The organism is Spirosoma sp., assembly GCF_026391055.1.
Classification (GTDB): Bacteria; Bacteroidota; Bacteroidia; order Cytophagales; family Spirosomataceae; genus Spirosoma.
The window spans coordinates 1-22,820 of sequence record NZ_JAPLET010000014.1 but is presented as its reverse complement, the minus strand read 5'-3'; the positions used below and the strand labels follow the sequence as shown (position 1 = coordinate 22,820).

General features: G+C 50.4%; 26 protein-coding genes. 6 read left to right on the top strand and 20 right to left on the bottom strand.

Annotation, left to right across the window (positions count from 1 at the left end; translation table 11 throughout):
* Positions 1-8: 8 nt before the first annotated feature.
* Positions 9-1,259: a hypothetical protein gene (locus NT073_RS04740; RefSeq protein WP_297369536.1), complete on the bottom strand. Its 1,251-nt coding sequence runs from the start codon at positions 1,257-1,259 to the stop codon at positions 9-11.
* 193 nt (positions 1,260-1,452) lie between these two features.
* Here NT073_RS04740 and NT073_RS04735 point away from each other — a divergent pair, with 193 nt between their 5' ends.
* Together NT073_RS04735 and NT073_RS04730 are read left to right on the top strand one after the other, a co-directional pair.
* Positions 1,453-2,082 (top strand): DUF305 domain-containing protein, encoded by a 630-nt coding sequence (locus tag NT073_RS04735; protein ID WP_293691132.1) that lies wholly within the window; start codon positions 1,453-1,455, stop codon positions 2,080-2,082.
* A gap of 41 nt (positions 2,083-2,123) precedes the next feature.
* Positions 2,124-2,702, top strand: coding sequence for a DUF305 domain-containing protein (locus tag NT073_RS04730; protein WP_293871684.1), 579 nt, complete (start codon positions 2,124-2,126; stop codon positions 2,700-2,702).
* Between the two features lie 161 nt (positions 2,703-2,863).
* Here the strand turns inward: NT073_RS04730 and NT073_RS04725 are convergent, their stop codons facing one another.
* The 6 genes from NT073_RS04725 to NT073_RS04700 form a co-directional block, all read right to left on the bottom strand.
* Complete coding sequence (locus NT073_RS04725) at positions 2,864-4,192, bottom strand: multicopper oxidase domain-containing protein (RefSeq protein WP_297369529.1); 1,329 nt, start codon at positions 4,190-4,192, stop codon at positions 2,864-2,866.
* Complete coding sequence (locus NT073_RS04720; RefSeq protein WP_297369525.1) at positions 4,165-5,703, bottom strand: multicopper oxidase domain-containing protein; 1,539 nt, start codon at positions 5,701-5,703, stop codon at positions 4,165-4,167. Before NT073_RS04720 ends, NT073_RS04725 begins: the two co-directional genes overlap by 28 nt.
* 94 nt (positions 5,704-5,797) lie before the next feature.
* A complete protein-coding gene (locus NT073_RS04715) occupies positions 5,798-6,310 on the bottom strand; it encodes a DUF305 domain-containing protein (RefSeq protein ID WP_293691126.1) in 513 nt (170 codons plus the stop codon).
* A gap of 99 nt (positions 6,311-6,409) precedes the next feature.
* On the bottom strand, positions 6,410-6,631 hold the full coding sequence (locus tag NT073_RS04710) for a heavy-metal-associated domain-containing protein (protein WP_293691124.1): 222 nt from the start codon (positions 6,629-6,631) through the stop codon (positions 6,410-6,412).
* A 51-nt stretch (positions 6,632-6,682) separates the two neighbouring features.
* Entirely contained in the window at positions 6,683-8,974 is a 2,292-nt protein-coding gene (locus NT073_RS04705; protein ID WP_297369522.1) for a heavy metal translocating P-type ATPase, read from the bottom strand.
* Between the two features lie 128 nt (positions 8,975-9,102).
* On the bottom strand, positions 9,103-9,699 hold the full coding sequence (locus NT073_RS04700; RefSeq protein WP_293691168.1) for a helix-turn-helix transcriptional regulator: 597 nt from the start codon (positions 9,697-9,699) through the stop codon (positions 9,103-9,105).
* Positions 9,700-10,517: 818 nt separating this feature from the next.
* Between NT073_RS04700 and NT073_RS04695 the strand changes: the two genes are divergently transcribed.
* A complete protein-coding gene (locus NT073_RS04695; protein WP_297370123.1) occupies positions 10,518-12,506 on the top strand; it encodes a heavy metal translocating P-type ATPase in 1,989 nt (662 codons plus the stop codon).
* A gap of 130 nt (positions 12,507-12,636) precedes the next feature.
* Here NT073_RS04695 and NT073_RS04690 read toward each other — a convergent pair whose 3' ends face one another.
* Positions 12,637-13,083, bottom strand: a complete 447-nt coding sequence (locus NT073_RS04690; RefSeq protein ID WP_293691118.1) for a 5-fold beta-flower protein — start codon at positions 13,081-13,083, stop codon at positions 12,637-12,639.
* Positions 13,084-13,461: 378 nt separating this feature from the next.
* Between NT073_RS04690 and NT073_RS04685 the strand changes: the two genes are divergently transcribed.
* Together NT073_RS04685 and NT073_RS04680 are read left to right on the top strand one after the other, a co-directional pair.
* On the top strand, positions 13,462-14,985 hold the full coding sequence (locus NT073_RS04685) for an IS1182 family transposase (RefSeq protein ID WP_297369519.1): 1,524 nt from the start codon (positions 13,462-13,464) through the stop codon (positions 14,983-14,985).
* Between the two features lie 221 nt (positions 14,986-15,206).
* Entirely contained in the window at positions 15,207-15,854 is a 648-nt protein-coding gene (locus NT073_RS04680) for a cation transporter (protein WP_293691116.1), read from the top strand.
* 7 nt (positions 15,855-15,861) lie between these two features.
* Here the strand turns inward: NT073_RS04680 and NT073_RS04675 are convergent, their stop codons facing one another.
* Positions 15,862-16,257, bottom strand: coding sequence for a MerR family transcriptional regulator (locus NT073_RS04675; RefSeq protein ID WP_293691114.1), 396 nt, complete (start codon positions 16,255-16,257; stop codon positions 15,862-15,864).
* 64 nt (positions 16,258-16,321) lie between these two features.
* Here NT073_RS04675 and NT073_RS04670 point away from each other — a divergent pair, with 64 nt between their 5' ends.
* Positions 16,322-16,756: a hypothetical protein gene (locus tag NT073_RS04670; protein ID WP_293691112.1), complete on the top strand. Its 435-nt coding sequence runs from the start codon at positions 16,322-16,324 to the stop codon at positions 16,754-16,756.
* A 10-nt stretch (positions 16,757-16,766) separates the two neighbouring features.
* On the opposite strand, the gene NT073_RS04665 is transcribed toward NT073_RS04670, so the two are convergent.
* The 11 genes from NT073_RS04665 to NT073_RS04615 all read right to left on the bottom strand — a co-directional run bounded on the left by NT073_RS04665 (position 16,767) and on the right by NT073_RS04615 (position 22,629).
* The gene (locus NT073_RS04665; RefSeq protein WP_293691110.1) at positions 16,767-17,096 is read right to left on the bottom strand and encodes a YnfA family protein; all 330 of its coding nucleotides are present in this window, start codon (positions 17,094-17,096) and stop codon (positions 16,767-16,769) included.
* Position 17,097: 1 nt separating this feature from the next.
* Positions 17,098-17,307: a GDCCVxC domain-containing (seleno)protein gene (locus NT073_RS04660; protein WP_293691108.1), complete on the bottom strand. Its 210-nt coding sequence runs from the start codon at positions 17,305-17,307 to the stop codon at positions 17,098-17,100.
* A 3-nt stretch (positions 17,308-17,310) separates the two neighbouring features.
* The gene (merTP, locus tag NT073_RS04655) at positions 17,311-17,901 is read right to left on the bottom strand and encodes a mercuric transport protein MerTP (protein WP_293691106.1); all 591 of its coding nucleotides are present in this window, start codon (positions 17,899-17,901) and stop codon (positions 17,311-17,313) included.
* Between the two features lie 34 nt (positions 17,902-17,935).
* Positions 17,936-18,310, bottom strand: coding sequence for a metalloregulator ArsR/SmtB family transcription factor (locus tag NT073_RS04650; RefSeq protein WP_293691104.1), 375 nt, complete (start codon positions 18,308-18,310; stop codon positions 17,936-17,938).
* A 166-nt stretch (positions 18,311-18,476) separates the two neighbouring features.
* Positions 18,477-18,698 carry a hypothetical protein gene (locus NT073_RS04645; protein WP_293691102.1) on the bottom strand — a complete coding sequence of 74 codons (222 nt, stop codon included), beginning with the start codon at positions 18,696-18,698 and terminating at the stop codon, positions 18,477-18,479.
* Between the two features lie 30 nt (positions 18,699-18,728).
* Positions 18,729-19,121, bottom strand: a complete 393-nt coding sequence (locus NT073_RS04640) for a metal-sensing transcriptional repressor (protein ID WP_293691100.1) — start codon at positions 19,119-19,121, stop codon at positions 18,729-18,731.
* A gap of 88 nt (positions 19,122-19,209) precedes the next feature.
* Positions 19,210-19,824, bottom strand: a complete 615-nt coding sequence (locus NT073_RS04635) for a hypothetical protein (RefSeq protein ID WP_297369512.1) — start codon at positions 19,822-19,824, stop codon at positions 19,210-19,212.
* A gap of 35 nt (positions 19,825-19,859) precedes the next feature.
* Positions 19,860-20,663: a metallophosphoesterase family protein gene (locus NT073_RS04630; protein WP_293691096.1), complete on the bottom strand. Its 804-nt coding sequence runs from the start codon at positions 20,661-20,663 to the stop codon at positions 19,860-19,862.
* Complete coding sequence (arsB, locus tag NT073_RS04625) at positions 20,660-21,724, bottom strand: ACR3 family arsenite efflux transporter (RefSeq protein ID WP_297369505.1); 1,065 nt, start codon at positions 21,722-21,724, stop codon at positions 20,660-20,662. Before arsB ends, NT073_RS04630 begins: the two co-directional genes overlap by 4 nt.
* The gene (arsN2, locus tag NT073_RS04620) at positions 21,721-22,164 is read right to left on the bottom strand and encodes an arsenic resistance N-acetyltransferase ArsN2 (protein WP_297369502.1); all 444 of its coding nucleotides are present in this window, start codon (positions 22,162-22,164) and stop codon (positions 21,721-21,723) included. Before arsN2 ends, arsB begins: the two co-directional genes overlap by 4 nt.
* A 9-nt stretch (positions 22,165-22,173) precedes the next feature.
* Complete coding sequence (locus NT073_RS04615) at positions 22,174-22,629, bottom strand: arsenate reductase ArsC (protein WP_297369499.1); 456 nt, start codon at positions 22,627-22,629, stop codon at positions 22,174-22,176.
* Positions 22,630-22,820 lie beyond the last annotated feature (191 nt).

Sequence of the window (22,820 nt, the reverse complement as noted above, 5' to 3'; positions counted from 1 at the left end):
TTATCGATTTACACAGAGCGGGCAATCTTCTCCAACACCCGGTAGCTATCACCAAATTTGCATAGCGCATCACAATGGGTCCGAAGCTCAGACATGAGCATGTAGCGAATAGGGGTATTCGTTTGCTTAATTGATGGACGGGTTAACTGAATTTCAACTTCTTTCCGACGGCTGTCAGGGACAACTAAATAGAGCGTAGTGGCATGATCGGGTAGCGAGCAGACTAAATCCGTCAATCGTAAAATGCCAGAGTAAATAGAGGTACTTTTCTCTACTTCGAAGGCACAAATAATTCGACCGGTGCCTTTTTCTAACCAGACAATGTCAATTAGGCCGATCGTCTGGCTCGTTTCAGCCGAGACAGGTAGGGGAGGAAGAGCAGGTAAACTCAGGAAGGAAAACGAATGTCCGTTATAGTGACGGGACATGTCATTTCGGGCAGCGGCCACGTCGTACCCCAGAGCTCGACCAATGGTTAGCAGGTGATACTGCATCTCGCTATGCGTATGTTCTTCCTGTTGTTCATCTACCACACCTTTGTGGCGTTTTTCTATTTGTTTCTGAAGCTTTTCCCGATCAACGGCCGGTTGATCGGCCAGTCCCGGCACCAGCAGGTTACCCGCTCCCACCTCGAATAACAAACCCGCCAGGGCACCCAGGTCGTTTGACAGCACAGACCGGTACTCGTTGTTTACTGTCAGCATCTTTTCGCGGATGGCTAGGTATTCCGACCACGATCCTAGTTTCCGACGCTCATTAAAGAGTCGGTTATAGCCATTAATGATCGCCGTATTAAAAGGGGGGACCCAGGTTGGGTGCAAGAAATAAAGAATACTGGCTACGGCCGGCCCTAGGCCTTTGATCTTGTGCGCATCCAGTTTGTGAATTTCGTTGACGATGGTTTCGGGTTTGGTGGCTTTCAGGCAGCATTCCAGAAACTGGCCGAAGTATCGCTTGTGGTCCTGATTCTCATAAATATCTGGAATACGCAGCTTTGGTTTCCAATAGAAAGGATGCGACGCGCCTTCAAATACCTGTTTCTGCTCGGTGATGCAGGTAAGCACGAACTCAAGAGAACTGCCTTTGAAATCGTTGGGAAACGAACCGTCTTTAATGTCACTGATGACTTGTAAGACGCCACGCCGAATCGAGCGAAAGGCTTTCAGGCGGTCTTCATTGTGCAGAAACCAACTTTGGTAAATCAGATTCGGGTTTTGTCTGTAGTCGTCAATCAGGCGGGTAAAGGAGTCAGCAAGCATGATAGGGGGTAAAGCAACAAGTCAGGTGACTAAGTTGATGGATGAAAGGCAGATAAACAAGTGACTGCAACTAAATCGAATGACAATATGCTATTTGGATCCGTAAATTCTATAAGTCTAAAGGGGTAATCTTGTAAAAACTCAGGTCAATAACCACAAGTTATGTAGAGGAACAAACGCATATCTCAACGCAATGAAAAGTAACGTATTTAAACTAGCCGGCTTCTTCGTACTGATAGTGGGAGCTATGACCGCCTGTACTAAAAATAGTGAGGGTATAACACCACAGGAACATGATGCCAATGTTTATCAGCAGATCATGCATGCGAACATGACGCAGATGAATGCTATGAAAATGACAGGAGATGCCGATCATGACTTCGCGATGATGATGCAAATGCACCACCAGGGTGCCATTGACATGGCTAATCAGGAACTCAAGAGTGGTACTGATCAACCTATAAAAACGATGGCACAAAACATTGTTACTTCCCAGACGGCAGAAAAAGCCCAATTTGCCCAGTTTCTTAGCAGCCACCAGCCAATGGCATCAGCGGCTGGTCAGTCCTTCGATATGATGGCTATGCAGGATATGGATAAAATGATGAAAGCGCAGGATACCCGTATCCTGACGGGCCGGTCCGATGTAGACTTTGTTGCGCTCATGATCGATCACCATCAGAGTGCTCTCGATATGGCACAGACTGAATTAAACTACGGTACGGTTGAGAGCATGCGTCAGATGGCTCAGAAAATCATTGCTGAGCAAAAGGCCGAAATTAGTCAGTTTCAGGATTGGCTTATCACCAACAAGCCCTATTGAGGTGTTGTGATGTATCATTTATCTCTAACTAACGAAAACGGATGAAAACGAATAAATTCATTGCAGCGGGACTGGGTGTGGCACTCCTGCTCACTCAACCAACGCTGGCTCAGAATCCTGGCAATGCCATGATGAAGTCCATGCAATCGGGCATGAATCAGATGATGAGCATGAAAATGACCGGCGATCCCGATCATGACTTCGCCATGATGCTTAAGATGCATCATCAATCAGCCGTAGAAATGGCTGATTTAGAGATTAAGCAGGGTAAAAATGCTCAGGTAAGAAAAATGGCTACCCAGATTAAAGCAGCTAATCAAAAAGAGATAGGAGAATTGACGCAGTTTATGAGTAGCCACAAACCTCAATCATCTTCGTCCAAGTTAGGACAAGAAGGAATGAAAATGATGCATAGCGGCACCCACTCCATGAACGGCAATATTGACCACGACTTTGCCAGTATGATGGCCCAGCATCACCAGCAGGGCGTTGATATGGCCCGTGCATTTTTGAAGGAAGGAAAGACGGAGAGAATGAAGGCAATGGCCAATAACGTTATCAAGGTGCAGACTAAAGAGATTGGCGAATTAAAGCGGCTTGAAGCAAGTCTGAAGGGTTGATCAACGCGATTAAGCCACTACCAATAAATGTATAATAATAATTCTGATTATCAGTGTAATAACTGGTATTACGAACATGATTGGAGTTAGGTTAACCATTTCAGTAAGGGAGTTAATAGTGAAGTAAAAAGGGTTTGCCGACCGGCAAACCCTTTTTATAATCAGAAGTTATACCCCAGCCCGCCCCCAACAGTGCGGTAACGTGTGTCATAATCGGTGTGTAGAAAGAGGTTCTTGCTGACTGTGTATTGCAACTCAACGTGCGCGCGCAGGTAGCCTCCAATCAACCACTGAGTCTGATACTGGAAATCTAAGCGGGGAAACAACATCTGCTGCCCATTGAGTTGAAAACGGACGTTGCCACGTGTGTCGAGTTTAACCTCTGACTGAATCAAAAACGGCAACATATACCGAATACCCGCCACCGCCCGGATGATGCGTTGATCCCCAGTTGGCTGTCCTTCTTCGGGCCGTATCCGGCGCAGGAATTCCTCGTTACCTCCATCTATTCCAGCAAATACCCGAAACCAATCGCCGAGGTAGCGTTCATAATCCAAATCGAACTCGAACCGATTTGTGCGCCAGTCGTGGTCACCCCCGGCAACGATGGCGTTTTTGTTAGTAGAGACATTTAGATTAAAGTAGTTGATCGGATAACCAGGTTGCAGGAAGCCCCAGACAAACGGCTGATTGTCGCGCATGTCGCGCAGGTGAAGTTTTTGAATAGCAGCGATGGATGAGTCCGGTTTGTCGCCATAGCTAACCACGCGGGCCATTCCGCTGAGCATATGATACAGCAGATGACAGTGAAAAAACCAGTCTTTCTCGTCATCAGCCATAAACTCAATCGTGACGTTTTCCATGGGCGATACGTTCACCGTATGCTTCAGGGGTGAATACTGACCCTGCCCGTTCAGTACGCGGAAGTAATGACCATGCAGGTGAATCGGGTGCATCATCATGGTATTGTTCGTCATACGGACACGCACAATTTCGCCCCGACGGATTTGAATCATGTCGGCTCGCGAGAGTGGCTGTCCGTTAAAGCCCCAGATGTAGCGGAACATATTGCCCGACAGGGTGAGCGGTATTTCGCGGATAGGGCGATTCGCCGGAAAGACAATCGGTTCGGAAGACCTGAGAATGCTGTAGTCGATGGTATTCTGCTCGTCCATCATGTTCATCCCTTCCATACCCCCGCCCCCACTGCTCATTCCTTTCATCCCGGCCTTATCGCCAGTTTTATTGTCCATGTTCATTTTACTGTGATCCATGCCAACCATGTCATCCGGCTTTTTGCCGTCCGTTTTCGTAGTGGGCATCGAATCCATTTTCATGGCCATGTTACTATGGTCCATGCCCCGGTCCACCGACGCGGGCATGGAGGAGTGGCCCATCTGTCCATGGTCCATCCCCGTCATGTCCATCTTACCATCTTTGGCCGTTTTCATGCCACCCATGTTCATGGCACTATGATCCATCCCAGCCATTGATCCAACCGCTTTTGCTTTGAGGCTTTTTTTGCCGGAATCGCCTGCTTGGCAGACGGCTTATCACCCATATCCATCTGGCTGTGGTCCATCCCAGCCATCGGATCCTGCTTTTTCGGTTTGCCGGGTACGGCCTGTGCTGGCTTAGTCTGTCCCGTCTGCATCTGACTATGGTCCATGTTCCCCATGATTGGTTCTTTGGTGCCCGGTTTTGCTGGATTTACGGGTTGTTGGCTAGCCCCATGATTCATCCCGGCCATATCGTGCAGCATGGGGCCGTTCATGTCGGAGTTAGTCTGAGCAGTTGTGTCGGTTTTGCCCATGTTCATCGTACCCATGCCCATCCCCCCCATTCGACTCATGTTGGCGGTTAATTTATACAGATCGGGGCGGGGGACAGTGGGGGCGTACTTCGCCTTACCCTTTCCCAGCAAAGCCGTTGCGTAACCAGAACCGTCTTGTGCCGTCGCCCGTACTTCAAAAGCGCCACCGTTTGGGACAGTGACAATAAAGTCGTAGGTCTCAGCAATGGCAATTAGCCGCCTGTCAACGTCCACCGGTTGCACATCCAGACCATCGGCAGCGATCAACTTCATGGGACCACCGGCATAATTAACGTGAAAATAGGTGGACGCACTGGCGTTGATAACCCGAAGCCGAACGGTTTGACCTGCTTTGATTTCCGGGTATCGAACCGTGTCTTTTCCATTTACCAGGAACCGGTCGTAGTAAACGTCGGAAATATCCATCGGTGCCATTTTCATCATCGACTGCCGCAGGTACGCCCCCACGGCCTTGTGCTGAATAATGCGGTTGAGCGATTGGACATTGTTTTTTTTGATCGAGTACCATTCGTTGCGCCGTTTCAGGTTTTTCAGGATATGGGCCGGATTTTCATCCGTCCAATCCGACAGTAGTAACACCAAATCATGATCTACTTTGTGAGTGGGCTGCTGAGGTTGAATGGCAATCGAGCCGTATACGCCAATCTGCTCCTGATAGCGCGTGTGGGAGTGAAACCAGTACGTACCTGACTGAACGAGGGGGTACTCAAACGTGTAGGTGTCGCCCGCATGAATAGGGGGGGTATTCAAATACGAAACACCATCCTGTTTGTTGGGGAGCAGGATGCCGTGCCAGTGCAGCGAGGTTTCTGTTTTCAGTTTGTTATGAACCCGAATAACGGCTACATCACCTTCTGTAAACCGCATGGTGGGTCCGGGAATCCCACCGTTTATGGTCATGGCCTTTTTGGGTTTGCCCGTAATATTAACCATCTGCTCATCAATGACCAGATCATACGGTACCCGTTTCCCTGTCGGCTTTACGTTCGCCAACGCCTGTGGCCGCGACACGGGCAAACTTGTTTTGACAGCTGGGAAGTTAGACTTGTCAGGATTGTGAGGTTGCTCAGCCGACCGATTGGCATCGGGCATTGTGTGCTGTTGATGTTGTCCGTAGCTGGCCGTAAACACCAGAACAAGATAGGTGATGAGAAAAAAACGTTTCATAATCAGTGCTTTCGAATTATAACTTAATAAAACAAAAAGCTCTACCTTATAGCAGAGCCGTTTATAATTAACAGGCCTGTTCTCTCAATCCTCTTTACTTATCCAGTTCAGCGATTTTGTTCTTCATTTGCCTGATTTCTTTTTCCTGTGCTGAAATGATATCCTGCTGTAACTTTTGCAGTTCGGGATCGCTGAGTTTGGCCGCCCTAGCCATCAGAATGGCTGCGGCATGGTGCGGAATCATCGACTTGGCAAACTGCTTATCGCCAACCGCCGTTTGAACACGAATGAGAAAAAAAAAGCCGACCAATGCTAGGGTACTAATCGCGACGATTAGAACATTCCGCTGTTTATTTGTATACATGGACGACATCAATAGTACTTCGATAATAAGCATTGGCATTGTCATCAGGCCAGCCATGTACAACTGATTGACGTTCGGAATTACATTTTCAAAACGGTCCACCATCGAGTACATGAGGATGTACATGGAGAAAAAGGACAAGACTCCCATGATGGCTAATTTGCCGTAGTGGTTTTGCCCAGCCATCGTGTGGCCCTGCTGCATTGACCGAACCTGGTCGGTCTGTTGATTATGTGTTTCCATAAATAGATTTGTTGAGTATCAGTAAAACAAATAAGCTGCCCCACCGGATAGTGGACCAGCTTATAAGATTAAGACCATACCGTTACAAAATTTTAGAAATCAGGGCCGTGGTATTGGGTCTGCTTTATAGCCTGCCCGTTCAACCGCTTTTCGGACCTCCTCACCAATGCGGTTGTCCGTTGTCTGCACGGTTAGAATCTTATCCGGACTGGCGGTGTCTACATTCCAGCCATCGAGTTGTTCGATGTCATTGAGAAAAGGCGTTACGGTTGCCACGCAACCACTACACTTAATGTTTGTCTTGAAATTCAGCGTTTCCATGTTCGTTGTTATTACTTGGTTTATGTCTTGTTAAACTGTTCCCTTCATTCATCACAACTTAGTCGCCCGTAGCCGCAGGCTATTCGTAACCACTGACACGGAGCTAAGCGCCATCGCAGCCCCAGCAATCATCGGGTTCAACAAAAAGCCGTTCACGGGGTATAACAACCCGGCTGCAATGGGAATCCCAATCAGGTTATAGATGAAGGCCCAGAATAAATTTTGCCGGATGGTCTGCACGGTTTTACGGGATAGTTGCAAAGCCTTGGGTACACTATTCAGGTCGGAGGTGATAAGTGTCATTTTTGCTACATCCATCGCGATATCGGAGCCGCGTCCCATCGCGATGCTGACATCAGCCTGCGCCAGTGCCTGTGAATCGTTGATACCATCGCCGATCATGGCAACGACTTTGCCCTGTGCCTGTAGCTGTTTGACGAATTCCGCTTTATCGGCGGGTAGGGCCTCAGCTCGAAAGTCCTTTAGCCCAACCGCTTTGGCAACCGCCGCGGCCGTCTGGGCATTGTCGCCGGTCATCATGTAAACAGCAATGCCTTGCTCTTTGAGGGTATGAATCGCTTCGCAGGCGGTTTGTTTAACCGGATCGGCAATGGCTATCACGGCCAGAATGCGTTTTTGGTCAGCGAAATATACCACCGTCTTGGCCGCTTCCTGCCAGCTTTCGGCTACCTGTTTAATGGCGGGGCTAACCGTAACCGCCCGTTCTGCCAGCAATCGGGCGTTGCCAACCAGGTAGGTTATGGCTCCAACCCGGCCTACAACCCCCCTACCAGTCAAACTCTCGAATTCGTCCAGGGTTGTTCCGGTTACCTTTCTGCTACGCAACTGCTCAACGACGGCATCGGCCAGCGGGTGTTCAGATTGGGCTTCCAGGGCATAGAGGACCGGCATTACATGGGCCACCTCATCGTCGCTTACTTGCCAAGCCAGATCCGTTACGGTGGGTTTACCTTCGGTAATGGTGCCGGTTTTGTCCAGCACAACGGCATTGACTTTGTAGCCGAGTTCCAGGCTTTCCGCGTCTTTGATGAGGATGTTGTTATCGGCTCCTTTACCGACGCCGACCATGATGGCTGTAGGAGTAGCCAGCCCCAGCGCACAGGGACACGCAATGACCAGCACGGTCACAGAGGTTAACAGCGCGTGGGTGAACGGTCCGCCGTCGCGGGCGTTTTCACCACCGAAGAACATCCAGGCTCCGAACGTTAGTAGAGCGATGCCGATCACTACGGGTACGAAGATACCGGCAATCTTATCGACTAATTTCTGCACTGGGGCTTTGCTGCCCTGTGCTTCCTGCACCATGCGGATAATTTGCGCCAGCACAGTTTCACCACCCACCTTTTGGGCCCTGAAGCGGAACGACCCTTTTTGATTGATAGTCCCAGCAAAGACGGTTTCTCCGGTTCGTTTGACTACTGGAACCGCTTCGCCCGAAATCATACTTTCATCTACATACGATTCCCCGGATTCAACAACCCCATCAACTGGAATCCGCTCACCCGGTCGCACGACGATGAGCTGACCGACGCGCACTTGTGCGATGGGGATGTCGCGTTCGACCGAATGCGGCCCGGCTCCGTCCTCGACAATTCGTACGGTCTTTGGTTGCAAACCCATCAGCTTCTTGATAGCCGACGAGGTATTTGATTTGGCCCGTTCTTCGAGCAGCTTGCCCAGCGAGATGAATGCGATCACTACCGCAGCGGCTTCAAAATAAACGTGCGGGTGCAAACCCCGGCTATGCCAGAACTGAGGATTTAGTGTGTTGAAGGCACTAAACAGAAAGGCGATGCCTGTTGACAGCGCCACCAGCGTATCCATGTTTGTTTTGCCATACCGGGCCTGCTTCCAAGCATTCACAAAGTAGGGCCGACCCAGCCAGAACACGACCGGAGCCGACAGAGCCATCATAATCCAGTTGACGTACGGGAGGTCCATAAAGAACATACCCAGCACAACCACCGGAACGGATAGAATTCCGGCCCACAAGGTTCGTTTTCTCAATGATTCGTACTGTCGCTGTTGCGCTTCCTGTTGTACCTGCTGAGGATCGTCAACGTCGACCACTAAGTCGTAGCCAATGGATTGCAGTACCTGCTGCATCCCGGACGGGGTAATCAGTTTAGCATCATACTCGACCGAAGCCGACTGGTTGGCGTAGTTGACGGCCGCTTTCGCAATGCCGGGTGTATGGCTAAGCATGGACTCGACACTGACGGCACAAGCTGCGCAGGTCATCTCCAGTACTGGAAACGTTTGGCGGGTTAGCTCACCCGTAGTTGCGGATTTTGCAGGAGCAGTAATGGGTTGGGTCATCATGGTTTCGTCAATTTATAGGGCAAAGGTCGCCCCGCCTACCACCCATTTCGTTATACAATTACCCCGGCCGCTTGTGAGATTTTAGGGGATGCCCAAAGATGAACCACCACCGGCCTGTTGGTTGCTGCTTACAGAGTCCCCTGCTGCAATACTTGCTTCTGTTGACGTACCTGACGGAAATAGGAAGGAGTCAAGCCGGTCTGCTGCCGAAACCGGTTGGACAGGTGTTGCACACTGCTGTAACCCGTGCGGTGAGCAATCTCAGTGAGGGTCTCATCTGAGTACACCAGCCATTCTTTCACCTTGTCGATTCGCCGGAGGATAATATACCGTTCCAGCGTGATGCCCTCTGTTTTTGTAAACTGACTGCTGATGGTGTCATAATCTAGACCTAGCGCGTCCTGAATCTGGGTTGATAGTCGGCGGTTCTGCCGGTCGGAAGGCCGCACCCCCGCCGGTGCGGATCCGATGTTGCTTTCGCTAAGGTCAGTCGCCTGTGCGAAATAAGAATCAACAAAGGTTTTGGCTCGCTGGTGAACGGTCATTTTCTGTTGATCCTCCAGAAGACTAAATCCCTGCTTCGATAAAACAGTCTGGATGCGCTCAATGTCATTCGACGTTAAAGCGTCTCGAAGTGTGACCTTTCCTAACTGAACTGTAAGGACATCGAAACCAGCCTGAGTTAGTTCACGTTGAACGACGTCGATGCACCGGGCGCACACCATGCCCCGAATTCGTAGCAAACCTGCCTGGTGTTCCGCGTTACCGGCGTTCTGATCGTCCGGCTGAATCGCTTTCATTATTGTTGGCTCCATTTCTATTGGGCAATATCTCACGGGGTCGCCGGCCGGTTGAATGCCGACCTGACTACTTACCCCGTCACGCACTGGTGGAAGTAATTGCAGTGTACTCAATACGATAACAAACAAAGCTATGGGTATGAGTGATGCAGAGGCTTGCAAAATTCGGGCCTTGCCTTGCAGAATTTTTGTAGTATGGCCTTTTTTAACGTCCAGCGAGTTAAGTTGATGAGCTAGCGTGTTTTGCGCTTTCAGAATACACAACGAATGCTAACGGATCCAGGAATATGACGCATCAGCACCGGTATATGATACACGGCTTAACGACCACCGAGCAGGCCGAAGCCATCCAAAAGCGTTTGATTGGTCAGCCGGGCATCATCGACGCCCGGCTAACCGTTGACCCACCCGAAGCGTTGCTCACGGTTGAGCATCATCCTTCCGCTGCCGACATACAGCAACTGGTTTCGACGGTCGGATCGTTTCATGTGATGGAAGCCCGTGATGAGCCAGCCCCTATACATACTGACCATCAGGCAAGCGGGTTGCCTGCCAATCCCACCCATGACCACGAACCGGATGCAAACCGCGTAGGGTCTGCTGCCGAATCACCCGCTGAACAGAAAGCACTGCAACATATTGGGCACGATGGCCACAGTGGACCCGACAGTCCCCAGCAACATCAGGGCGGCATAGGGATGGAACATGAGTCGATGGATCACGCCCAGATGGATCATTCTAAGATGGGACATGGTAAGCAGGGGGGACACGGGGGGCATGATCATGGAGCCATGATCGCCGATTTTTTACGCCGGTTCTGGATTTGTCTCGCCCTGTCGGTGCCGGTTGTCCTGCTGTCAATGATGTTTCGCGACCTGACGGGCTACACCCTTGACTTCCCCTTTCGGAATGGGGTGGTGCTGGTGCTTGCGTCCATCATTTATGGCTACGGCGGCTGGCCATTCCTAACGGGTATGATCGGCGAACTGAGGAATCGGCAGTTGGGCATGATGACGCTCGTTGCCGTAGCCATCACCACCGCCTATGTCTATAGCGTCGTCGTATCGGTGGGGTGGTTGAGTGGTATGGATTTCTTCTTTGAGCTGGCCACGCTGATTGATATCATGCTGCTGGGCCATTATTTCGAGATGAAATCAGTAGCGGGAGCCTCACACTCATTGGAGTTGATCGTACAGATGTTGCCTTCTGATGCCCACAAGGTGAATGGAGATACCATCAGCGACGTAAACGTCACGTCACTGGCTATTGGCGACGTAGTGTTGGTTCGACCCGGAGAACGTATTCCGACGGATGGTGAGGTAGTTGAGGGGGATAGTGCGGTCAATGAGAGTATGTTAACGGGTGAAAGTGTGCCCGTACAGAAAGCGCTGCGCGATACGGTTATCGCCGGGGCGGTTAACGGAGAAGGGTCGCTCAAAATTAAGGTCACCCATCGGGGGGAAGACAGCTACCTCAACAAAGTGGTTAAACTGGTTGAGGAGGCTCAGAATGCCAAATCACAAACCCAGACACTGGCTGATCGCGCAGCGGGCTGGCTAACCATTGTATCCCTGTCGGTGGGGCTAATTACCCTTGTAACCTGGCTCTGGCTGGGTAAAGACGTCGCTTTTGCTGTCGAGCGGATGGTTACGGTAATGGTGACAGCCTGCCCCCACGCCTTGGGCGTTGCTATTCCGCTGGTAGTAGCCATCTCCACAGCCATTTCAGCCCAAAAGGGACTACTTATTCGCAACCGGACTGCCTTTGAGGAAGCCCGCAAAATTACCGCCATGGTTTTCGACAAAACCGGTACGCTGACCGAAGGCGAGTTTGGCGTTACACGCGTCAAGGTGTTGTCGGCAGACATGGACGAGACAACCTTGTTAGGTATGACAGCCGCTCTGGAACAACAGTCACAACACCCGATTGCCCAGGGCATTGTTCGTGAGGCTCAGAAAAGGAAACTGGATTTGCCATCCATCAGCAACTTTCAATCCATTACGGGTAAAGGCGTTACGGCTACCGTGAACGGAAAATCGGTTGTGGTTGTCAGCCCTGGCTATCTGAAAGAGAAAGAGATCAAACTGCCCCCGGATGCAACCGGCAGCGATGCCGAAACGGTAATCTTCGTTCTGATAAACGATCAACTTATGGGTTACGTAGCCTTAGCTGACCGTATACGCGATGATTCTAAAGAAGCCGTTCGACGCTTACAGGAGTCGGGTATAAAGGTGTATATGGCCACTGGTGATAACCAGAAAGTAGCCGATACCGTTGCTAAAGAACTGGGTTTGGACGGGGTATTCGCCGAGGTGCTGCCCGACGAGAAAGTAACGATCGTAAAGGATTTACAGGCAAAAGGCCAATTCGTAGCCATGACCGGCGACGGGGTTAATGATGCTCCCGCCTTAGCGCAGGCCAACGTAGGCATCGCCGTAGGTTCCGGCACCGATGTTGCCGCTGAGACTGCCGACATTATCTTAGTCAACAGCAAACCCACCGATATTACCAACCTGGTTGATTTTGGAAAGGCTACCTACCGCAAGATGATTCAGAACTTATTCTGGGCGACGGGTTACAATGTGATTGCCGTTCCGCTGGCGGCTGGGGTGCTGTATCCCAACTTTGTGCTTAGTCCGGCCTTGGGTGCCGTATTAATGAGTGCAAGTACAGTGATTGTAGCACTGAACGCGCAACTCCTAAAGCGGAGTCTTAACCCCAAACAGGAATAGCTATTACGCCTTTACGGTCAATTTTATCCCGTTCAATGAACTATTTTTCTTAAAGTTAGGCCCGGTCACCAAAGCAATAAAGGGCTTTAGCGACTGGGCCTTAACCTTGTAAAGTATAGAGTTCATACCGTTACTGCTTATTCATATGGGTATGCTGATTCTCAAAGCAGTGCAGTGCGCAGGCTGTTCCTTTGTAGCTTTCATGCACATTCCCGATTTTTTTGCCCTTAGCATCAAAAATGTCACAGGTTTTATCCGGATTATTTTTGATGGTGAACATCAGATCGCCACTGGCATCCATATAGGTTTTCCCATCTTTTCCCATATGCCCCATCTTTTTGTTCGTTTTGGCATCGACTAAGTTGCCCTGCCCGTCCACAAAGGCCATTTTGTGACCTTTCGCATCCTGTATCATCTTGTCTTTGGTGACGAGTCCAATCGTTGCTCCCGTAGCGTCTTTCACCTGCCCAGTGGCATTGATCGTCATCGGTTGTTTATAATTGGCACCTTGCGCATACGTATAAAAGGGGCTGGTAACCAGGCAGACAAAAAGAAAAACGAGTGCTAGTAATTTCATGATGGTATTGTTAAAAGTTGGTTATAGTTGCCCAAAGCGACTCGCTCGTTGTATCCGTGGGCTTCACCCATTTAGCGTACCAAGCAAGATCACTGGATTAGACAATGATCTGTATCAAAGGTCAGACGTGCGAGGATTCAATAAGATGACCTTAGTTATAGGATTTCCTGATCTTTCTCATATTCCTAAAACTGAAGCAGTTAGCTCTTCATTTGACAGTCTTAAATGAAAAAGGGGTGGGTAGTTCTGCGGAAAAGTAAATAATTCGTCGTTTAAGCCAGCAGTGTACAAAGTTGTCTCAAGAAAAGTAGCGTGGCTGTTGCACAACTCTGCCTATGCATAGAAGGCCGAATGGGTTGAGTTTTTGTATCTTCAACCATGCAAGGCAAAAAAGACGACCACGAAAAACTCGTCACCCATTTTCAACTTTCCAGCCGCATTCCGAAAGGCAATTTCTACCGTCGGCTGAAGGAAATGCTTGACCTTACTTTCTTATATGAGCACACCAAAGCTTGTTATGGCTCAACAGGCAATCCCTCGATTGACCCCGTGGTGTTCTTCAAATTCATGCTTATCGGGCATCTAGAGAATATCACTTCTGACAGAAAGCTGATCGAGCATTGCTCCATGCGCATGGATATGCTGTATTTCTTAGGCTACAACCTGGATGAGCCATTACCCTGGCACTCTACGCTGAGCCGTACCCGCCAACTTTACCCGGAAGTACTTTTTGAGTTACTATTTGATAAGGTATTTAGCCTCTGTGTAGCCAATAGTATGGTAGCTGGTCGGCGAGTAGCCATCGACTCAGCCCCCGTCAAAGCCAATGCGTCGATGGAACGACTGCTTGAGAAACAACCTAATCTACCTGGTCCCAGGTTGGTCCAGTCGGCTGAAGTTCAGCCGAAGACTTCCATAGTTACCCCCAGCCCCCGTCAAGCTGCGCCGGTGATTACCGCAGCTGATCATCAGCTAAGACAGTTAAAAAAGCGCCAGCAAAACCTGAAGCATGCACCAACAACGCTAGGAGCGGGCAACGAAAAGGCAAAGCTACTCAGCAACAAAACCCATTACAGTCCTGCCGACCCCGATGCCCGTATTTCGATTAAGCCGGGTAAAGCCCGCAAACTCAACTACCATTGTAGCCTGGCAGTGGATACCGCCGAAGGGATTATCAGTCATGTGCAGGCCGATTTTGCCGATGGTCGGGATAGCCAGAATCTACCTGATATTACGCTGAAGCTTCAACAGCGGCTAGCCAATAATGAATTGTGTTTAGAGGAGATACTGGCTGATTCTGGATATTCCAATGGTGCTAACTACGCTTTACTCGAGCAATGGAACATTACGGGTTGGATACCCGTCTTCGGCCAATACAAGCCCCAAATCGAAGGCTTTCCCTATGCCCCTGAAAGTGATCGCTTTATCTGTTCGCAGGGTAAGCATTTAATGTTTAAAACGTTTGACAAGACCGCGGACGGGGGTTGGCTGAAAGTCTACCGGGCGGATTATAAAGACTGCCAACAGTGCCCGCTCAAATCCACATGTGTTCCTAAGAGTCAATGCCGACAGATTATTCGGACGGCCTATGATCCCTTCTACCGACGAGCTTTGGAACGCCAGCAAAGTCGGCGGGGTAAGCGTATGGCACGGCTTCGCCACCAAACAGTGGAACCGGTCTTAGGCAGTTTAGTGGATTACTATGGCTTACGGAAGGTGAATGTACGAGGCAAAACCGGAGTTCATAAGGTGATGCTGATGGCGGCTGTAGGCTACAATCTGAAGAAGTATATGAAGTTCACTATCAAGTCTACTGTCAGCCAGGCCATAGCCCTAAAGGTAGAGTGGTCTTTGGCTTCTGGAGCTACTTTACTGAGCTTTCCCAGGCTTTTTCTCAACTGAGATGGGGCGACGAGGTCAGAAAGTCTGATCACTAACTTATACAGGATGAAAAGCCGATGTAAAAAGCAGAGTTGTGCAACAGCCACTAGCCTTTCTTGAGACAAGGTCAATGTCCTTTAAAAAGAAGTGTTCCTGTATAAACGCTCGTTTATATAGGAACAACGATCAAAGAAGGCGGATAAATTATTTCCCTGCCTTCCGGGTTACAAATACAAGAATCTATGGAAACGACACTTAATCCTCCCGTTGATAAACGGTGGAACATTGCCACGGGATTGGCCCTCTTTACCGTCGTGTACAATATCGGCGAAGGCTTGGTTTCATTGTATTTCGGCGCACAAGACGAAGCCTTGACCTTGGCAGGCTTTGGCGCGGATAGTTTTATCGAAGTCATTTCCGGCTTGGGTATCCTAGCCATGATCGCCCGTTTGCGTCGGTTCGGCAACAAAGATCGGGGCCGCTTTGAAAAGCTGGCTCTTCAAATCACGGGCGTCTGCTTGTATGTACTGGTGGCAGGTTTGATGATCGGCGCGGGCGTCAGTATTTGGGAGAATCAAAAGCCGGAAACGACCGTGGCCGGAATCGTGGTATCTCTGCTCTCCATTGCCATTATGCGAGTGCTTGCCAGGTGGAAGATTCGCACAGGCGAACAGCTCAGTTCAGCCTCTATTATTACTGATGGCAAATGCACAATGGTTTGTGTCTATATGTCGGTGGTGTTGTTGGCATCGAGTGTGCTGTATGAGTTGCTGCATCTACCCTACATTGATGCAGCTGGTATGCTGGGGCTAGCCTGGTTCTCCTTCAAAGAAGGGCAGGAGAGTTTCGAGAAATCGAACGATGTTGCGGCCTGCTGCGGTCATTGCTAGCGGCCTTCTATCGAACCATCAGAGTATCATCTAAAATGGCAGCAATTTTGCAATGGTCGGGGCAATCGGCAACCGCTTCCAACAATTGCAGTCTGAGGGTTTGCAATTGAACGATCTGTTCCTCAATCAGTCGCACTTTTTCCAGCACCTGGCCTTTGCCTGCGATGCAATCCATCCCGCCCGTTTCGTAGGAGGCGATGACCTGCTGAATTTCTGCCAGCGTGTAGCCGATTTTCTTTAATTCCTTGATTGCCCGAAGCCGCGATAAAATAGCCGGGGAATATTCCTTGTAGTTGTTTTCCCGCCTGGCTCGTTTGGGCAGTCGCAGCAGACCGATTTTTTCGTAATACCGGATCGTATCGCGGGAAAAGCCTGATTCCTGGGCAATGATGCCGATGAGCATAATTTTATCGGTGAAACGCTTGACAGTGGACTATACTCCACCGTTTAAATTTACCAGAAAAACCATGAAATCACTCATGCTTACCGGGTTGGCCTGGCTGCTCGTATTGTCCTGCCTGGCTCAGACAAAAACAACAAAGACGATGGAAACCCAAGCCGTTTTAAAGAAAAAAATCGCGCTCGCCTGCAAGCTTACAGACAAAGACCAGATCAAGCGCATGAATGAATTGCACCAGACGCTTTTTAAAAAGGTGTCACGCGCCGTTGAGCATCCGAATAGCTACGAGCTGGTGTTTGAAAAGTCCGATAATGCTATCATTGGCGACCTGGCTGAATTTATCAAATTCGAGCGGGTATGCTGCCCCTGGCTGGTGTTTCACCTGACCTTTCAGCCTGAAGAAGGCCCTATTTCCCTGGAAATGGGGGATTCCGCCGAAACAAAGGAAATGGTCTATCTGGTGATGGAACTCGACAAACTTGAACAGCCTGCCGTTCGGTAGGCTGTTTTGATTAATGTCGGGGTGCGTAGTAGATGACGCAAACCCCGATCAGCGCAATCAATGCGCCGATAATATCATATCTGTCTGGGCGGAATCCATCCACCTTCCATGCCCACAGCAGAGCCATGACAATAAAGAAACCGCCGTATGTGGCATACACGCGGCCAAATCCAGTGGGCTGAAACGTCGCCACGATGCCATAGCAGGCCAACATGATGCCGCCGATAACGCCATACCAGAGCGGTTTTCCCTCTTTCATCCAAAGCCAAACGAGGTATCCGCCCCCGATCTCACAGAATCCGGCCAAAATGAACACGAAAAGTGATTTGACAATAGCCATATCAGGCGCAGCAACTCTTTTGCTCTTGGGTCGGCGGGCACTTCGCCGACCCATAGGAACAGAAGACACAACAATCCCCCGCCAACGGCTTTAAAAGGGTCTGGCAGGAGGTGCATTCATAAAAATAGGTGCAAGCATCGGTCGGCATGATCTCCGCTGCTTGGTGGCCACAATTTGGGCATGTAATCACAGATCCGAGTGTGACAGTCATTCCTTAAAGCGTTTTTGTGCTGGTGACTTTGTATCCGGTGGCATCCACCGCTTTTTTGATGTCAGCCAGAGAGGTTTTTTTGCTATCGTATTTCACGGTAGCAGCCCCTTTTTGGTACGACACATCCACCGCCGATACGCCCTTGATCTTGGTGACTTCCTGCTTGATGTGATGTTCGCAGCCTTCACAGGACATGCCCTTGATAGTGACATAGGCCACTTGTTGCGTGCCTCCCTGCGCGGGTTGCAAGGTCGCTTGATTCTTTTCCTGGTACAGCCAGTTTGAGTAAGAAGGGAAAGCCAACAGCAGCAATGCAATTGCTGTTATTACGCCCAAAATTGGCTTCGTTTGCCAAAAGGATGTTTTCTTCGTTTCACAATTACATTCCATCGTTTTTTTGGGTTTTAATTGTTCGTACCAGGCCCAACCCAACGCGCCCACCGTGAGCGCGATACTGTAAGGCCGCAAAGGTTCCAGCCAAGCCCACCCACCAGCCGAGCCAGTGGCACCCACCAGCAATGTGAGCAAAGGGACTGTGCAACAGAGAGAAGAAACAAAGGCGGTCAGTAGCCCGGTCAATCCTGCGAGTTTCATAGCTTTGCGATCGTTATGGCCCCAAATTAAACAGTTAGCAAGGGGCGGTTTGCATCGTTTCAAGATGTTCTAACAGCGAATGTAAGATGCCGGTTGATTCTGTCCGCAATGAATAAAAAACAGTCTGGCCGACTTTCCGGGCTTGGATCAACTGCGCATCTTTGAGCTTACGCAAATGCTGAGAAACAGCGGGAATAGTCATGCCCAAAATGTCGCTCAAATCGCAAACGCACAAATTGCTTTCTTCCCGCAACAAATAAATAATTTTAAGCCGGTTGGCATTGCCTGCCAAATCCAACACCTGAGCCAATCGGTCAAAGACTGGCCCGGCATATTTTATTTTCTCGGTACATTGGCGAATCTGTTCTTGATCGGCAAAGACGCGAACACAGTTTGAGGAATTTTCCATTTCAGAACAAAGGTAAGTAATTTGCTTATTTAAGCAAATTCTTAAATACTTGGATCACATACAGCGGTTTCTTTTTGCAGGAAAAGCCATAAAGTTTATTTGCAAGCGACGTGTGCTTGTGAACAACGCAGAGAAGCAGAAAGCCCCTTTCGGGGCCTTCTACACGTTAGATGCCTTTCTTTGCCCGGCAGCATGGGGGTAATTCCGCATCGGCCACCGTTTTAGCGTGGGTCGATGCTACGGCCTGCGCCGACATTGCCTTCGGGCAAGCGGGCGTACCTTCCAGCGGACACGTTTCGCTCCGGCTGGTGAAGCTGCTTAGGCCATAGGCCATACCTCCAACCGCCAACATGGTGGCGACAGAAGCAAACACTGTGCGTTTAGACATAATGAATTGATTTTAAGTGAGCGCGAAAGTTCAGATGGAGGGATGGGGGTTCTCCAAACTTTTTTCTAATAAAATTTTCTTCATGAACTGTTCGACCGCTTCGGCTTCTTTCAACCGCTGGGGTACGTCCTCCAATGGTATATCGGGAAACATGCGCCGTAATCGTTCAATCAAATTTTCTTGTCCACAATCACCGGGGCAATGATGGTGCGCGAAAGCAATTTTCTCGGCCATTGCTTTTCGGTAAACATCATCCAGCAGCAGCAAAACGCTTTTCGATAAAAGTGCCTGAGCCGCTTTGAGTTGGATTAATTCCCGTTCGGGATCGCTGCTTTCTTTAACCGAATGCAATACCGCTTGAAGTTGGCCAATGGCCGTTGCCAAAGTGGGCTTAAAGTTTTCGAGAAGATCGGTTGAAATCATACCCATTTAACGGCTTGAGTATCACTTAGTTGTGAGACCCCAATTCTTCGTAAAAGTAATCCGCAATTATGTAAAACGCACAATTGCATCATGGTAATGCAACGATCATTCCTTTGTGCAAATATCCCTCGTGGGGGCCGCACCGCACCAGGCAGTAAGTTGGGCCATGCTTTAGAATCGTGACTTTCCCACTGGTAACGATATGCACCAGCTTAGAGCGGTGATCCTGCCTACGAAAGAGCAACGCATAAGGTAGCACGGCGGCTTGCTGACCTTCATCCTGTTTTGCAGCATCGGCGTCTATTGGGCGCGGGTCACGGTGCCTGTTGTCGATCAGGCTTTCTTTAATCGACTCCTCGAACTGCATCAGGCGCAGTAAAACGGAATGATACACCTCGGCGCGGCCATAATCGGGGGAGTCGTTTTCAAGCCGTTGCAAGTACCCGTGCAATTCGCCTTGGAGCTGCGAATAGACCGGGGCATCAACAACTGACAAATGATTGAGCTTCTTACCCAGCGCGGTTAACTGGTGCTGAATCACGCGCCCGTTGCTCTGGTAGGGTGTTTCCCTGACGCTAGTATATCGCCATGCGCCCTCCCGTGTGTACTCCACCAGGAAATTGCCCTGCGTCTGTGCATGGCCGGGAACTGCACTTAAACACAGCATCCCGGCACTGGCAAACCAACATAGAATCTTTCTCATACGCTGGGAAATTTAGGATCAGTCGAACAGGGCAATTATCGAGCGATGCGCAATGCTTGTGCATAGGCATCCGGCAATTCGCTTTGTTCTACGGCCTGGGCCGCTTTCTCCACGTCATAAGCGACGCGCACGAATTCAACGGAAACGCCGTCGCGTGAACCAGGGCGGGCGGTTTCATCAATGCTCAGCAGCACATAACCGGCCCTCGGATCGCCGTCCTTGGGCTTGCCGACCGAACCGATATTGATGGCATGACGGAAATAGCTGGCTTCTTCTTCCGGCTCCGCGCTGACCACTTTATTAAAGGGCTTGTGCGTATGGCCGAAGCATAGCACATCGGCCCCGGCCCCCTCGATCACGCGTCCCAAACTCCGGTCGCCCCGATCCTCGAACAAATATTCATTCACGCGCCGGGGGCTGCCATGCACCAGCAACAGCGTAAACGGCGTTTGTTGCTGCCAAAGATGTTCGGGGTCATTGCCTAGCTCGAATTCGACCCGAATATGGGTTGGCAGCGTGCGCAGATATTGCCGCTCGGTATCGCCCACGGCTTTGTTGGTATAGGCAATGGAGACTTTGCCATTGGCCTTCTCCTGCTCTTCTTTGTAAGCGCATCCGCAGTCGTCGGAGCTGCGACCGATGCCATAATCATAATTCCCGGCAATCGTCGGAATACCGCGTTTGCGGATCGTGGCAATCACCTCGTTTGGCCAAATATTGTAGCCAACCAGGTCGCCCAAACAATAGACCGCGTCAGGCTGGCGGCTGTCGATGTCGGCCAATACTGCTTCCAAAGCAGGCAAATTGGCGTGAATGTCGGAAAACAGGGCAATTTTCATGCGTGCTTTTGAAGCGTTTTTTTGTAGTGAAGGGCAAATTTGTCTTGTTGTTTCAGGGCAAAATTGACCATCAGGATCAGCACCGGCACTTCGATCAGCGGACCGACCACGGCCGCAAAGGCTGCACCCGAATTGATGCCGAAAACGGCAATGGCAACGGCGATGCCCAACTCGAAATTATTGCCCGCTGCGGTGAAGGCGAGCGAAGTGGATTTGGCATAATCGGCACCGGCCCGTTTCGAGAGGTAGAAGGCCGAAAAGAACATGATGGCAAAATAGATCGTCAGCGGAATGGCGATGCGCAGCACATCGAGCGGAATGGACACGATGAGCTGTCCTTTCAGGCTGAACATGACCACGATGGTAAACAGCAACGCGATGAGCGTAATGGGGCTGATGGCAGGCAAAAACGTCTGCTCGTACCATTGGCGGCTTTTCAAACGCGTCAGGATAATCCGCGAAAGCATGCCTGCCAGGAAGGGCACGCCCAAATAAATGAATACACTTTTGGCCACTTCGCCGATGGTGATATTCACCTCGTAACCATGCAGGCCAAACAGGGGCGGTAGCACAGTAATGAACAACCAGGCATAGACCGAATAGAACAGCACCTGGAAAATGCTGTTGAAGGCCACCAAACCGGCTGCATACAGTCGATCACCGCCCGCCAAATCATTCCAGACGATCACCATCGCAATGCAGCGGGCAATGCCGATCATAATAAGGCCGGTCATGTATTCGGGTTTGTCAGGCAGAAAAATGACCGCCAGACCGAACATGAGCAAAGGGCCGACGATCCAGTTTTGCACGAGTGAAAGCCCAAGAATTTTAGTATTGGCAAATACCTTGGGCAACTCGTCATACCGCACCTTTGCCAAAGGCGGATACATCATCAGCACCAGGCCAACGGCGAGCGGCACATTGGTCGAGCCGGAATTAAACCCATTGATGAAGTTCTGGGACTGCGGGAAAAAATACCCGATGCCCACGCCGATCAGCATGGCCAGGAAAATCCATAGGGTCAAAAAGCGGTCGAGAAACGAAAGACGGGGGGTACTCATAATTGATCCTGAATTAGCGCGCGTTTCATAACGATGGCCGATGACGGGCATAAATCGCTGAATTGCTGCGTCTGTTGGATGGCCGCAGGCACCTCCTGACGGTTGACGGTTTGGAAGCCATGCCGCTCGAAATATCGGTCGGCTGTATTGGTAATGAGATACACTTCTTGCAGGCTGGATGCCTGGGCGGCTTCCAGCAATCGGCCAACCAGTTGGGCGGCAATTTGCTTGCCCTGGTAGTGCGGATCGACGGCCACCGAACGCAGCAGGCCCACCGGGCCGAAGCGTTCCAAACCAGCCACCCCAACGGGGATTTCCTCGTATTTCGCAATGACAAAACCAGGAAGCCCGGTAGGCAAATCCTCAGTCAATAGGTGCCCTTGCTCTAGCAGGGCAATAACGGCCTCAGTATCGGCCAGTTGTGCGGGTTCGATCTGCATGGCCATCATTTATTGCGGGACAGCTTCACCCAAACGGCTGGCGATAAATTCCTGACTGTGGGTTTTGATCAGATCCCGCACCCGACGGAAGGAAGTCAATGCGTCTTCGCCTGGTCGGTCCGCCGATGCGGTGTGGCCAGGATCGGGAAAGCTCTGGTGAATGCGTTCGCCCACGGTGGGGAAAAACGGGCATTGCTCGCGGGCGTTGTCGCAAACGGTGATGACGTAATCGAAGGGAATATGCACGTATTCGTCGGCATGATTCGAGGTGTGATGCGAAATGTCGATGCCGTCTTCGGCCATCACTTGAATGGCCAGCGGATTCACCCCTTTGGGGTTCACTCCGGCACTGAGAACTTCCGCCTGAGCACCGTGGTCCGACATATCGGCAAAATATTGCAGGTAGCCTTGGGCCAATTGAGAGCGGGCGGAATTGCCCGTGCAAAGCACTAGGATTTTTTTCATGGCTGATTGATTGGATTAGTTGCAGCAACCGGGAGGGCAGCAAGCCGCTGTGGCCGCTTCTTCGGGCTTTTGAGCAAACACCGTGACGCTGTAGATACCTTTGTCCTGTTGGCGGTAATCGGCGATTTCGTCGGCCGACAGATAGTTTTTCAGCACATCATCCGGCAAGGCGATTTCCCGCTCTTTCTGCA

Excerpts from the sequence above, each read along its gene's own strand:
- NT073_RS04635 (WP_297369512.1), bottom strand. The coding sequence starts at position 19,824 with ATGAGAAAGATTCTATGTTGGTTTGCCAGTGCCGGGATGCTGTGTTTA.
- NT073_RS04665 (WP_293691110.1), bottom strand. The coding sequence starts at position 17,096 with ATGGCTATTGTCAAATCACTTTTCGTGTTCATTTTGGCCGGATTCTGT.
- NT073_RS04640 (WP_293691100.1), bottom strand. The coding sequence starts at position 19,121 with ATGATTTCAACCGATCTTCTCGAAAACTTTAAGCCCACTTTGGCAACG.
- NT073_RS04725 (WP_297369529.1), bottom strand. The coding sequence starts at position 4,192 with ATGGCTGGGATGGATCATAGTGCCATGAACATGGGTGGCATGAAAACG.
- NT073_RS04615 (WP_297369499.1), bottom strand. The coding sequence starts at position 22,629 with ATGAAAAAAATCCTAGTGCTTTGCACGGGCAATTCCGCCCGCTCTCAA.
- NT073_RS04695 (WP_297370123.1), top strand. The coding sequence starts at position 10,518 with ATGGGACATGGTAAGCAGGGGGGACACGGGGGGCATGATCATGGAGCC.
- NT073_RS04735 (WP_293691132.1), top strand. The coding sequence starts at position 1,453 with ATGAAAAGTAACGTATTTAAACTAGCCGGCTTCTTCGTACTGATAGTG.
- merTP (WP_293691106.1), bottom strand. The coding sequence starts at position 17,901 with ATGAAACTCGCAGGATTGACCGGGCTACTGACCGCCTTTGTTTCTTCT.
- NT073_RS04650 (WP_293691104.1), bottom strand. The coding sequence starts at position 18,310 with ATGGAAAATTCCTCAAACTGTGTTCGCGTCTTTGCCGATCAAGAACAG.
- NT073_RS04680 (WP_293691116.1), top strand. The coding sequence starts at position 15,207 with ATGGAAACGACACTTAATCCTCCCGTTGATAAACGGTGGAACATTGCC.
- NT073_RS04675 (WP_293691114.1), bottom strand. The coding sequence starts at position 16,257 with ATGCTCATCGGCATCATTGCCCAGGAATCAGGCTTTTCCCGCGATACG.
- NT073_RS04660 (WP_293691108.1), bottom strand. The coding sequence starts at position 17,307 with ATGACTGTCACACTCGGATCTGTGATTACATGCCCAAATTGTGGCCAC.
- NT073_RS04630 (WP_293691096.1), bottom strand. The coding sequence starts at position 20,663 with ATGAAAATTGCCCTGTTTTCCGACATTCACGCCAATTTGCCTGCTTTG.
- NT073_RS04685 (WP_297369519.1), top strand. The coding sequence starts at position 13,462 with ATGCAAGGCAAAAAAGACGACCACGAAAAACTCGTCACCCATTTTCAA.
- NT073_RS04645 (WP_293691102.1), bottom strand. The coding sequence starts at position 18,698 with ATGTCTAAACGCACAGTGTTTGCTTCTGTCGCCACCATGTTGGCGGTT.
- NT073_RS04730 (WP_293871684.1), top strand. The coding sequence starts at position 2,124 with ATGAAAACGAATAAATTCATTGCAGCGGGACTGGGTGTGGCACTCCTG.
- NT073_RS04670 (WP_293691112.1), top strand. The coding sequence starts at position 16,322 with ATGAAATCACTCATGCTTACCGGGTTGGCCTGGCTGCTCGTATTGTCC.
- arsB (WP_297369505.1), bottom strand. The coding sequence starts at position 21,724 with ATGAGTACCCCCCGTCTTTCGTTTCTCGACCGCTTTTTGACCCTATGG.
- NT073_RS04715 (WP_293691126.1), bottom strand. The coding sequence starts at position 6,310 with ATGGAAACACATAATCAACAGACCGACCAGGTTCGGTCAATGCAGCAG.
- NT073_RS04720 (WP_297369525.1), bottom strand. The coding sequence starts at position 5,703 with ATGAAACGTTTTTTTCTCATCACCTATCTTGTTCTGGTGTTTACGGCC.
- NT073_RS04690 (WP_293691118.1), bottom strand. The coding sequence starts at position 13,083 with ATGAAATTACTAGCACTCGTTTTTCTTTTTGTCTGCCTGGTTACCAGC.
- NT073_RS04710 (WP_293691124.1), bottom strand. The coding sequence starts at position 6,631 with ATGGAAACGCTGAATTTCAAGACAAACATTAAGTGTAGTGGTTGCGTG.
- NT073_RS04740 (WP_297369536.1), bottom strand. The coding sequence starts at position 1,259 with ATGCTTGCTGACTCCTTTACCCGCCTGATTGACGACTACAGACAAAAC.
- arsN2 (WP_297369502.1), bottom strand. The coding sequence starts at position 22,164 with ATGCAGATCGAACCCGCACAACTGGCCGATACTGAGGCCGTTATTGCC.
- NT073_RS04705 (WP_297369522.1), bottom strand. The coding sequence starts at position 8,974 with ATGATGACCCAACCCATTACTGCTCCTGCAAAATCCGCAACTACGGGT.
- NT073_RS04700 (WP_293691168.1), bottom strand. The coding sequence starts at position 9,699 with ATGGTGTGCGCCCGGTGCATCGACGTCGTTCAACGTGAACTAACTCAG.